At 57.4% G+C, this 10,760-nt stretch carries 12 protein-coding genes; all 12 read right to left on the reverse strand.

The window, feature by feature from the left end:
• Positions 1–152 precede the first annotated feature (152 nt).
• Complete coding sequence (locus ABJK70_RS13430; protein WP_347258216.1) at positions 153–1,100, reverse strand: tetratricopeptide repeat protein; 948 nt, start codon at positions 1,098–1,100, stop codon at positions 153–155.
• Between the two features lie 69 nt (positions 1,101–1,169).
• Positions 1,170–1,841, reverse strand: a complete 672-nt coding sequence (locus tag ABJK70_RS13435) for a tail fiber protein (protein WP_240502412.1) — start codon at positions 1,839–1,841, stop codon at positions 1,170–1,172.
• 25 nt (positions 1,842–1,866) lie between these two features.
• Positions 1,867–2,748, reverse strand: a complete 882-nt coding sequence (locus ABJK70_RS13440; RefSeq protein WP_168175353.1) for a PEP-CTERM sorting domain-containing protein — start codon at positions 2,746–2,748, stop codon at positions 1,867–1,869.
• A 522-nt stretch (positions 2,749–3,270) separates the two neighbouring features.
• On the reverse strand, positions 3,271–4,680 hold the full coding sequence (locus ABJK70_RS13445) for an amino acid permease (RefSeq protein WP_347258217.1): 1,410 nt from the start codon (positions 4,678–4,680) through the stop codon (positions 3,271–3,273).
• A 30-nt stretch (positions 4,681–4,710) separates the two neighbouring features.
• Positions 4,711–6,459: a hypothetical protein gene (locus ABJK70_RS13450; RefSeq protein WP_347258218.1), complete on the reverse strand. Its 1,749-nt coding sequence runs from the start codon at positions 6,457–6,459 to the stop codon at positions 4,711–4,713.
• Positions 6,460–7,148: 689 nt separating this feature from the next.
• The gene (locus tag ABJK70_RS13455) at positions 7,149–7,439 is read right to left on the reverse strand and encodes a DUF2442 domain-containing protein (protein WP_077728899.1); all 291 of its coding nucleotides are present in this window, start codon (positions 7,437–7,439) and stop codon (positions 7,149–7,151) included.
• Positions 7,436–7,771 (reverse strand): DUF4160 domain-containing protein, encoded by a 336-nt coding sequence (locus tag ABJK70_RS13460; RefSeq protein WP_245245519.1) that lies wholly within the window; start codon positions 7,769–7,771, stop codon positions 7,436–7,438. The genes ABJK70_RS13455 and ABJK70_RS13460 overlap by 4 nt, the downstream gene beginning before the upstream one ends.
• A 219-nt stretch (positions 7,772–7,990) precedes the next feature.
• Positions 7,991–8,212, reverse strand: a complete 222-nt coding sequence (locus tag ABJK70_RS13465) for an addiction module protein (protein WP_347258219.1) — start codon at positions 8,210–8,212, stop codon at positions 7,991–7,993.
• Between the two features lie 35 nt (positions 8,213–8,247).
• Positions 8,248–8,385 (reverse strand): hypothetical protein, encoded by a 138-nt coding sequence (locus ABJK70_RS13470; protein ID WP_347258220.1) that lies wholly within the window; start codon positions 8,383–8,385, stop codon positions 8,248–8,250.
• Between the two features lie 73 nt (positions 8,386–8,458).
• Positions 8,459–8,599: a hypothetical protein gene (locus ABJK70_RS13475; RefSeq protein ID WP_347258221.1), complete on the reverse strand. Its 141-nt coding sequence runs from the start codon at positions 8,597–8,599 to the stop codon at positions 8,459–8,461.
• A gap of 78 nt (positions 8,600–8,677) precedes the next feature.
• Entirely contained in the window at positions 8,678–9,262 is a 585-nt protein-coding gene (locus ABJK70_RS13480) for a hypothetical protein (protein WP_347258222.1), read from the reverse strand.
• 87 nt (positions 9,263–9,349) lie between these two features.
• Positions 9,350–10,510 (reverse strand): hypothetical protein, encoded by a 1,161-nt coding sequence (locus ABJK70_RS13485; RefSeq protein WP_347258223.1) that lies wholly within the window; start codon positions 10,508–10,510, stop codon positions 9,350–9,352.
• Positions 10,511–10,760 lie beyond the last annotated feature (250 nt).

Below are 10,760 nucleotides of genomic sequence, written 5' to 3' on the forward strand. Positions count from 1 at the left end.
TCGGCGGAACCTCTCCACCCGATTTTCAATTTTTGCGTTTTCACACAGCCTCCGGCCTGAACGGTCATTCGCCTTCGCCGATACCGGCCATTTCTGAACGACTGCTTTACCCTCGGGCGACTCAAGGAGGATATAGACAAAAAGAGCGATCCTCACGGGGGAGGAAAGGCGGCAAAGTGGCGGGCTAATCTCTCGTCAAGTTCGGGCTTCCATGTCTCCGGCATAACGGCGTTCACTTGCTCCAGCATCTCGGAAGCGCGTCGCACTTCTTCAGGACCAGGCGCCCGCCGGAGGGTGGCGGAAAGCCACATATACGTCTTGGCGAGAAATTCGGGAGCCAAATTGCCGGTGGCGGGGTCGCGAGGCGCCGTGAAATACAATTCTGCGGTTGGGAAGTAAGCAGGGCCGTAACCGTGTGAGGCCGCCGATTCGAACCAGTAGCGGGCTTTCTCCGGACTTTTTGGCTGCTGGCCGCCGGCGAGTTCGATCATTCCGAGCCGATATTGAGCTTCCCCATAGCCCCGTTGCGCCGCCTGCTCAAGCCAGGCCCTTCCCTTGGCGGAATCTTGCACGGCCGGGTCGCTCTCCAGGTAAAGCAAGGCGGTCGCGTACATCGCCTTGACGATACCTCGAGCCGCGACTTGTTCGCACAACGCGACGCCCTTGGCCGGGTCCTTGGGCACACCGGTGCCGCGAAGGTATAGCTCTGCCAACGCGCAGTGGGAAATCCAGTGCCCGCCCTGGGCAGCATCCTCGTAGAGGACGGCCGCGCGGGCCGGGTCGGTCGGACCGTTAACGCCTTTCACCAAGCAGTCGCCCAGGAAATGCTCGGCGGCTGGCAGCCTGGCCTTGGCCGCGCGCTCATACCAGCGGCACGCCTCTGCGGCGTCCTTGGGGCGGCCCCAGCCAAGATCGTAAAACAGCGCTAGGGTGAACTGAGCCAGGGGGTTGTTTTTCTTTTCGGCGTGTCGCCGATATTCCGCATATGCCCTTGAATAATCCTGCCGGGCCAACAATTCCTGGGCCTTTTTCAGTTGGGCCGACCAGTCTTCGGCCGCCGCGAGAGAAACGGATGTCGAAACGGCCAACCACCCGGCCACAAAGCAAAGACCCCGGCGAACCGGGGTTTTTGCAAGCACCTTGAAAACGAATCGCCTGTCCATCGGACGTCAGTTGCGCGAAGGAAAAAGACCTTCAAGGGCAACGATGCAGTTGAGCACCAGATAGGGCGGCATGATCTGGACCGGCTGGCTGCCGCCGCTTGTGCCGATGGTAGTTGTCGCGGATGCCGTACCCCCGACGGAATTCGCCGCCATGTCGACATCCGGCGCGGCCGTGTTGTAGGTGTTATTACGGCCGGTCGACGACAGAGCATTCCCTGCCGGGTTGGGGGTGGCGGCCTGGCCGGTGTTTGCCCGGATTTTCAACCCGGACGTATCAACTGTCGTTGTTGCGGGGTGGCTGTGCGCAGGCATCTGGCCGACGTTTAGAGTCACCGCTTCCGAACCTCCATTTTCACCGAGAATGCGGTTGGATAACCCTGGCCCCTGGCCCATATGCATGGGAACTCGCCCCCGCAAATCGGGAAGGGCGAAAGTGGTCTGGCCATTGCCGCCGTAAGTGGTGCCCAACAGCGCAAACAACGCTGAATTCTGGGCGATGGACAGGAGTTGTCCATCGCAAGTGGCCCAACCCCGTGGCGCGTAGTTGAAACCGACAAAGTCGATGGAGCCGAGATAGTCCTCGGATCCTGCCGCCGAAGCCGAAATGGCGGTCGACAGCATGCCGCCGAACAGGATGACTCTCAATACCGAGCGAATTCTGTTGTGCAGAGTGTTCATCGTTGGTTCTCGCAGGATTGAGTGTCTAATCTGCTTTGATGGATCGGCGTGTCGCCCGCAGTCCCATTAAGCCTGCTCCGATCAGCCAGAACGTGGCGGGTTCGGGAACGGCCGGCGGCGTGGTTTGGTTCACCACGCTGCTGACAAAGAGCCGGCTCTCGACGGTGGCGCTATAAGTGCCATCGAACAGAGCCAGAAACATATTGTTCTCTCCGGTCAGATTTATTATGGCGCCCGGGCTGAGAAGGAAATCGAGCAATACGGTGCCGCTGTCCGACAAGGACGCACCGAAGGTGCCCAATGGCCCGAAAGGTGTATCCACTGTGGTCCCGTCGTTCGAGCCGCCGGCTGAGTCGCCGAAAAAAGTGTCGGAAATCAGATCGCTGAAGAAGATTTCCGTCACGCCATCATTCAGAAAGATGTCCCCTTCGATGCCCACGTCGTCTCCATTGGCATCGACCTGATTGGTAAATTGGAGGCCGAGGGTGATCTGGAAGGTATCGGTCGCCGAGGCATTGCTCAGGGTAACGCCGTAATTTCCGAAAAAGTCTGAGGATCCGGAGCCGCCAGCGGAGTTGCCGGTGCCGGTGAAGCTGATGCCGACGCTGTCATTGATATCGGTCAGGGCGCCGCCCAAGGGCAGGGTTCCGGTGAGATTGAGACCGCTGTCCACGGTCGAGGTCGTCAGGGAGCCTCCGATCACCTGGGAAAAAGTCCCGGTTTGGGTGGATCCCGCCGGCGCGGAAGAACTGAGACCATCCAAGTCGACCGTGGCCGTGATGGAAATGTTGGGATCGAACGGTACGGCCGACGCCTCCCCGCTCAGGAAGAGCGCGACGGAGCAAGCCAGCACGATAAATCTGGGCAAGGTTGCCGCCGGGAATCGCATGACGGAATGCTGGAACATGTCCTTATTCTCCTCTGGATTGGTAAAGAACAACCGGAATGGCCGACCTTCGAGCGCAGCAATATTCGCGCCGATCATCTCAAGAGCACGTCCATCAGGAAGAATTATCTTCACAACCAATTAGTTACGTTCATTCCGTCCTCGCTAATCCTACGCCCGCCCACGCCAACGGGGATGAAACCGTAAAAATTCCTGACACTGTTACTATGACATTCCCCTCCCAGCGCTCCGTTTCGCCTAATCCCTAGGGACCACAGAAGCAGAAAGTTGAGAGAAAACTCGATTATTACCGTTATTGCGTTGGTACCCCCAATCAGGTGTAAGAAAATCTGACACTGACCCGCCCTCGGGCCGCATACCCGAACCTTTCGGCGGCTATTTCCTGGATTAAGGAAATGTCGGCGCTCGAATGGGCCGTCGACTCAAGACGAGATCCAGGCCCCAGCAGATCGGCCGGGTCTTCAATCATCCGTTCATGATGTTCGTTCATCGCATTGGTATGGATGAGCGGGCTCGCCGGCGTCACTCAAGACCCGCGCCCGAACCGGCGTTCATTCTGAACCGCCAATAGGCATAAAAAGGCAATCCGCCAGCCAGGAGCGCCAAGCCCAGCCCGGTCTCCCGCGGATTATGCATCGCCAGGCTGGTGCAGAATGCACCCGCCACGAGAAAGAACGCCAAGGGCACCCAGGGATAGCCCAAGGTCCGATAGGGTCTTAACAGTGCCGGCTGACGGTGGCGCAGCACGATCACGGCGAGTGCGGTGATGCCGTAAAACGCCCACATGCCGAAGATCGCGTAATTGAACAGGTGCTCGAAGGCCCGCTCGTCTCGACCGAATACCAGGATCAAGCCGCCCGCCGCGAGGCCCTGCACGATCAAGGCCTTGGCCGGCGTCCGATGCACGGGATCTACCTCCCCCATGTGCCGGAAAAACAGCCCGTCGCGGGCCATCGCGTAGGACACACGGGCGCCACTCAGGATGGCGCCGTTCAGGGTAGCCAGGGTCGACACGATCGCCGCCGCCGTGATCGCCCTGCCGCCCCACTCCCCTAGGGCGGAGGACGCCATGTCCTGGGCCAAGCGCCCGGATTGCTGGACCGCAGCTAGCGGCAGAACGTAGAAATAGGCCAGGTTGATCAAGAGGTAGACGGCCATCACGCCGATGATGCCGAAGATCAGGACGCGCGGGATCGTGCGCTGAGGATTCCGGATCTCCGCCCCGATCATGGTCACGTTGTTCCAGCCATCGTAAGCCCACAATGCGGCCGCCAGCGCGGCGCCATAGAATTCGATGCCGTTCCGGGCCGAAGCCGTGGCAGGACCGGAAAAGTGTTCCCACGAGCCTTCGCCGCTCGCGAGGCCCAGGGCCGCCAAGGCCACGATGGCGCCAACCTTCAGCAGCGTCAGGACGGTCTGTACCTCGCTTCCCAGGACGACGCCGCCGTAATTCAAGAGGGTGAAGACCAGGATACTGGCGAGTGCCGCGAGCTGGACGCCGGTGAGCGTGAAATCCAGGCCGGCGACGGAAGACCCCCAAACCGGTTGATCGAGATCATGGATGAAGAAACCGAGAAAGATGGCGAACGCCGTGGCGACGCTGGCGATCGATCCGGTCTTGCCGATGACCACCTGTTGCCAGCCGAAGAGGAATCCCCATAAGGGGCCATAGGCACGCCGCAGGAAGACATATTCCCCACCGGCTTCCGGGAAGGTGGCGCCGAGCTCCGCATAACTGAGCGCCCCGGCGAGCGAAAGGAGCCCTCCGGCCAGCCAGACCAGGAACACCGCCCAGACCGTGCCCGCCTCGCGGGCTATGGTCGAAGGCACCAGGAATATGCCGGTGCCGATCACGGTGCCCGCCAGGATCGCCCCCGTGCCAAGCCATCCGATCCCCCGCTCCAGTTCGGGGCGCCTAGCGGGGAGGTTCATGGATTTCCGTATCCAACGCCATGTGGAACCTTAACGTGGAGGTCTGCGCATTTCATGGAACCAGCGACGGTACTGTTCCATGCGATTGCGCTGATCGGCCGGCGCACGCCGCACGCAGGTGGCATATTCGGCCGTTCCCGGTTCGGCGCCCCAGCGGAATTCCGGACAGTCGTTGGGATTGTAAGCCGTCTCGAACGCCGGCCGCCGCGCCAGGATATCGGCGACCGTCAATCGCCAGGTCGAACCGTCGCTCCGGGTATAGGCAACCTGCCGCTCTTGTATCAGCTTCCGATGCCGTTGCTCGATCTCTTCCCTGACGATTTCCGGCACCCGTCCGCCGAGCACGAAAAGCTCGGGATAACGGACGATGCGCTCCGGGAAACGTGTCAGCACGTCCATGGCGATCAGGAGGCGCATGTCCCGGGAGGGCGTCGAATAGTCCTCCCAGGGTCCGACGGTCTCGAAGATCGAAGGCCCCGTCGGCATGGGGATGATGGCCCATGGATGCTGCCTCTGAAAATTCTCGCCGTTCTCGACGGCGTGAACTCGTGTCTCCAATTGTTCGACCAAGGCGTCGAGCACGGATTCGTAGGCTTTTTCGGCATCCAGCCCCTCAGGATTGATGAACCGCATCACGCGCGCGTAGAAATCCTCCGCCGGAAGCTCGGCCTGCTCCGCCGAATAGGGTGCGATGAAGGGATGCTCCGCCAAATCCGCGTTGCTCTGGAGGCGCAGAGGCCCCTGCCCCTCTCTCCCGAGCGGCCGAAAGGATTTGAAGCCCGGACCCGCGCTCTTCACGTCATCGACAAAAAGAAACGTGCCTTCCCAGAAGCGTTTGCGGCCGACCGAGTTGTCCGGCTGCGCGTCGACGGCGAGGAGCAATCCGGCCTGATCGCCCGTTTGCGGGACCCATTTCACGATGACCAGGATATGCCCATAGGGATCGGCGTAGACCGTGCCGGGCCACAGGTTTTCGCGTTTGAGCTCGACCGGGTAGAAGTCCGTGCCGTCGTCTTCGAGTGCCGTTCGGGCATTCCCCGAGTGAACCGTATCCATCAGCCGCCGGGACAGATCTCTGAAGACCGAAGCAGGTGCCGATTTCGCCGAAAAGCGCTGGTCGATGATGGCCGGTCCGCAGCGCGGCGGCCTGAGCGAAGTCCCTCGGTCGCAGGCGCGAAACGCCACCGGCAATCCGATCTTCCAGGCGAAGTAGGCGCGGAGGAAATACGGGAGGTCCGCGCAGTCCGGCGTGGCGGGAAGCCTCTCGTCCTCGCCCTGGCCGAAGTGATCGTGAAGGAAGTTCCGCTCCGGGTTCCTGAGGATCGGTTCGAGAGAGGGCAGTGTGTAGTTTTCCTCGATCGGCGCATCGAAAAGGCGTTCGATCCAGGCGGAATATAGCGCCTCGTGCCGCCGGTCCCATTCGGCTCCGGTGCGCTCCGATCCGGCCTCGGCGTCGTTGCCGACGATCAGGCGGCGGCATGCGACCATCTCGCCCCGTCTCTGCGCTTCGATGCGGTAGGCTCCAGGGACGGCGTGATCGATGAAGGAGGCCGCGCTCCACGGAGGTCCGCCCCGCCAGGTGACGGCCAAGGCTAGTTCAGCGCCATCCGGCGCGAAGGCTCTCAGTTCGCTCACCGGCCCGTCAGTCGCCACGACCATGAGCTTGAGCGGCTCGCCGATCACCGGCTTTTCCGGCGATGTCCAAACGGACGCGGCCCCGCCCTCCGGGCACGACTCGGCATCTGCTCCGTCCAGTGCCCGGCAGAGTGCCGGCAACATAAGTGCCGTGCCGATGGCGAGAAGCAATATACCCCTTAGGAGATTTCCCGGAAAAAATATCCCTGCGGACGCGTAGGCGGGATTAAGCAAAGCGCATCCGGCACTTCCGCCGCCATCGCCGGAGACTGCTGCCGCCTTACTCGGGTCTAGGTATGCTGCACCCATATGCATAAGAACATTGTCTATCGTATCGCCTAACGCCCGGCCGCACCCGATCTGCCGTGCACGATGGCCATGGTTTCCCGGGCGATCTGGCATTCCTCGTCGGTGGAGATCCCCGAGGACACGTACCGGACTCGCCGGCTCTTTTCCGATCCTTTACCTCGACGCTTTGCTGTTTCAATGTTGAATGACGGCCAAGAACGAGCTCCGGAAGTTTGTTTTCGAGTGCGTAGTTTTCGGCCAAGGCCGCCACTCCCCCTGATCACTACCGGACGTCCGTGAACGCCCGCTTTTTCGAACTCGCGCGAGTGATTCGTGCCCAATCCGGCCGCTCAGCCTCCAACAACGGCGAGTATTGGAAAGACGCTCCCTGGTTTTCTGCTGATCGGCGAAATATTTAGAGCCTATCTCAGTAGGCCGTTCGCCCTGAGCCGAGTCGAAGGGCCTGTCCTGAGCCTGTCGAAGGACTCAGGACAGGCTTGTCGAACCGTGAACGGAATCCACTTGTTCAGAGGTTCCCTAACGAATTAGCTCAGCGGTGGAGTATCAGCGGAGTCCGCTGGAGCGCTTTGTTGGGCATCCCTCGTTGATGTGGCTTCCCAGCGTGCCTGAATAGTATCCGCAGATAGATCTGCTCCACAGTCCCATTCGACGAAATATCGACCATTGTGAACTCGCTCGAACTCGGCTTTGTCTTTTAACGGTGAGAATGCTTCAGAGCCGAGATATGGCTTTACGTCAAATAAACCGGTTTTTCCATCTTCGGATTTGATGTACAGCACGTAATTATCTTGTGGAATGACTTCTGCAATATTCATTGATCAAGCCCTCGAATCGGGAACGGTTTCTTGCCGTTGACGGCCAATTGCCAGTCAGCAAGCAAATCATCTTGGTGTATTTCAATCCATGCGACGACCAGTTTGTGTTTCCTCGGTGGAAGCTCTCCAGCCAAAACGGCTCCGTCGAGAATCGAGTAAACGGCTACTTGGCCTTGATATTCGGCATGGATGTGCGGCACGTTGTGCTTGTCCGTATCATAGAAAAACATTCGAATGAGGATGCGTAAAACATCGAAATTGTTGGCATGATGATGACCTTTCCGGTTATGCCCAACGCAAAGGTAAGGGGCACGCCGCCAACGGATGTTCAACGAAGCCACCGAACCAGATCAAAAAACCAACCTTCAAAGCAGCCAACAGGCGGCACTTTCCTTTGAGCGCTGCGTTTGGCCAGCCCTGAATAGCGGCTTTGTAGGATGCGGTAAGGAACGAACCGCATCGTTCGCGATTGATGCCTGTCCTGAGCCCAGTCGAAGGGCGGTTCCTATCGTCACCGCATCCTACGGCCATTCTGGACGGAAGGAGTCTCATCACGAAAACCGTTTCCAGACCTCTTCAAAGACCTCTTCTCCCGATACCGGCTTAACAGCACCTGATTTAATCTCTTCCAGCCGCCGTTTGGCCACTTCAGCCCACTTCTTGTCGATTTCAGATTCTGGTGGGTTCAAGCTCTTGAGCACTGAGTCAGCTACCCGCGCGCGTTCCTCCACAGGGAGTGACTCGATTTCTCGCAACAGATCTTCTGTTTTCATGGGCCCTTCTCCCGAAGAGAGTTTCGTGTGATGTCTCAGTTTACTGCCGTATGCGCCTTTGCGCCTGCGGCATGCTCTTCGCCAAACTTTGTATTAGATTCAATTTTTGAGGAATGAAAGAACTTTTTCATCTGCATTCCTTGCTTTGGAGATAGATAAATGAGGTCAGACACAATTATTCTCCGTCCTCGGACGCCCAACTCCTTTGGAAGCTGCGCGTCGCTTGCTGAGCAATGCTATCGTCGCCTAGCGCCCAGCCCATAGCGTGCCGCTGCGCTGGTAGGTGTCGTTGAAATATTGCACATCTTTGCGGCCAACGGATTGAAACACCTTGCTGAAGCTGTGCTCGAATTGCGGGGTAGCGAGCAGGTGGATATGGTTGGCCATCAGACGTAGGCGTGTATCTGCAAGCCCTGTTTGCGGCAAGTGTCCACAAGGGCGTCGCGGAAGCGCGGATAGGGCGGGTTACGCAGCGTAACCCGCCTTCCGAGATTCACCGATGCCTCCCGGCTCAATACGCGCCGTCGTTTCCCGTAGGGAGGTGGACTGTAATAGCAAATAACCAAAGCCTGACTCCTTTCTATTCATTCGCGCGTATATACGTTCCGCAACATTCGACAAATTTTCCTCGATCGCCTCAATTTTCTCTTCGGTGTCGATTCCAAGCGCGTAGATGTAGTCCGCCAACGATTGAATTTGAGTAGCTTTGATTGAGTCGAATGCGAACGTGCTGGGCACCGCGAAGACCACTAAGAACAGTGGCACGTAAGTACAGGCCAAGAAAATATAGCTCTTGGCTTCAGTGGACACTCCAGCATGTGGGATAAGGAATGCGGCTATGACAAGTAACCCAAAACTGAGAAACGCCCACTTCGATGCGGGTCGAAATAACTCACCGATACCGAGCTGAAGGAACGGAAATGGGAACAGGATGTTGCGCATGATTGCATCAGGAATCGCACCGGTAGAACGGAGTGTCAGAACTCGGCGCTCTGTCTCTTGAACCACCGCTAGGGTCAGGCTATATACGGATGTTTGAGGTGCATTCATGTGGAGGCCCAACGTAAATGTAACCGCGGCTGCGTGGCTTTATCGCGCAGCCTCCAGCGACCAAAGGGAGCGAGGTTGAGCGTCATGTTAGGCCAGCTTTCCGGAAAATTCCTTTGTCGGATAACCATACTCGCCATAGTCTGTGTAGCTGCCAACGTAACCCATCAACAGAAACACCAGCTGATAGAAAAGCACCAACACGGTATTTGTCTGATTAAAAAAGTCTTGAATATCCGCATCAGGATCATGCGCTCCATGTGCCATCTTGTTCCGCAACTCGCCGTACGTCTTGATCAACTCACCATCGATCACACCTCGCTGACGCAACTTAGCTAAAACGTCCTTCGCCCTTGGGTTTTTCATGGCTCCAAGCGCTCCCAGCGTGCGTTTCCGGAACGGAGCGTCTAAAGCGCCTGATTCGGTAATTAGTTGGCTTGCGCACCTAATGTTTCTTACCAGATCCTCTGACACGTCATATAGGCCCTTCATTTCTTCCATAAGCAGCTTTTCGACAGAAACTGACAACGTAAGCGCTTGTACGTCTAGAGACGCTTTCCCTGACTCAGCTACTGTGCGCAATAAGACTGACAAGGGGTGATACGGCGCATCTAAATTCTGATTCACGTAAGCAAAATACTTATCGAATAACGACCAAACCGTTTGAGTAACCGAATCGTGACTAATGTGAAGAGGAGGAAATGCGCGTGTCTTTATATGTTCAGGGCCGACGGCACGCAAACGGCAAACCGTGCCAGCAGGCCGTGATACCACCAAAGCTGACCATGATCTCGTATAGGCCAGTACAAAACAAAAGCTTTCAAATATCCTATTGATCTGCACATTAGTGACTTGCGGATCTTCTGATGCTGCCCGGAAGATAGTTTTTCCACTACTGTTGTCCACTTCAAAGGACAGATCCAATGAAGAGAATCTAGCCAACTTCAGCCCAGAACTTAACGAGCGCGTTTTCTCGTTTACGATCGACTCCTCGCGGACTACCGTGTTCAACGGAACCTTTATAATTTCGTCGAAGTAGAAATTAACTGAAGTCCCTTTAATGTTTGGATGACCGGCTTCGGATTGATCTAGTTCTAGTTCCTGAAACCTGGCAGTAATCATTGAACCACAAGGGCCGGAGCTTCGGTCAGGGAGTAGCCTTTTCGCTCTCCAAGCCTCGCCCGATACATCGTGAGCAAGCAAATCATAATAGTGGTCTTCCTCGATAACTTTCCCGGCCTGCCAGTTCAAGCGTTCGAGAGTCTCGTCGAGCGTAAAAGCCTGTTCAAAAAAAACCTTTAACTGGAATTCCCCAGATTCTTGGATGGAGATCGTCCCTGCGCCGATAAGCTGCTTCTTTTTAGAATTGGTTGCACTAGTAGTTCATCACGATGAATGAGATGGATAAAGCCGCTTGAGTTTTTCACGGGCATCGGTCACGGAGAAGCGCCAGTCGATGGTGGCTTGCGTGGCGTTCCGATCCGCTTCCCAGGCGGCGATT

It is taken from the genome of Methylocaldum sp. (assembly GCF_039794385.1).
Classification (GTDB): Bacteria; Pseudomonadota; Gammaproteobacteria; order Methylococcales; family Methylococcaceae; genus Methylocaldum.

Coding starts and splice junctions, on each gene's coding strand:
- ABJK70_RS13455 (WP_077728899.1), bottom strand. CDS start 7,439: ATGAATATTGCAGAAGTCATTCCACAAGATAATTACGTGCTGTACATC.
- ABJK70_RS13450 (WP_347258218.1), bottom strand. CDS start 6,459: ATGTTGCCGGCACTCTGCCGGGCACTGGACGGAGCAGATGCCGAGTCG.
- ABJK70_RS13465 (WP_347258219.1), bottom strand. CDS start 8,212: ATGAAAACAGAAGATCTGTTGCGAGAAATCGAGTCACTCCCTGTGGAG.
- ABJK70_RS13475 (WP_347258221.1), bottom strand. CDS start 8,599: ATGGCCAACCATATCCACCTGCTCGCTACCCCGCAATTCGAGCACAGC.
- ABJK70_RS13480 (WP_347258222.1), bottom strand. CDS start 9,262: ATGAATGCACCTCAAACATCCGTATATAGCCTGACCCTAGCGGTGGTT.
- ABJK70_RS13445 (WP_347258217.1), bottom strand. CDS start 4,680: ATGAACCTCCCCGCTAGGCGCCCCGAACTGGAGCGGGGGATCGGATGG.
- ABJK70_RS13440 (WP_168175353.1), bottom strand. CDS start 2,748: ATGTTCCAGCATTCCGTCATGCGATTCCCGGCGGCAACCTTGCCCAGA.
- ABJK70_RS13435 (WP_240502412.1), bottom strand. CDS start 1,841: ATGAACACTCTGCACAACAGAATTCGCTCGGTATTGAGAGTCATCCTG.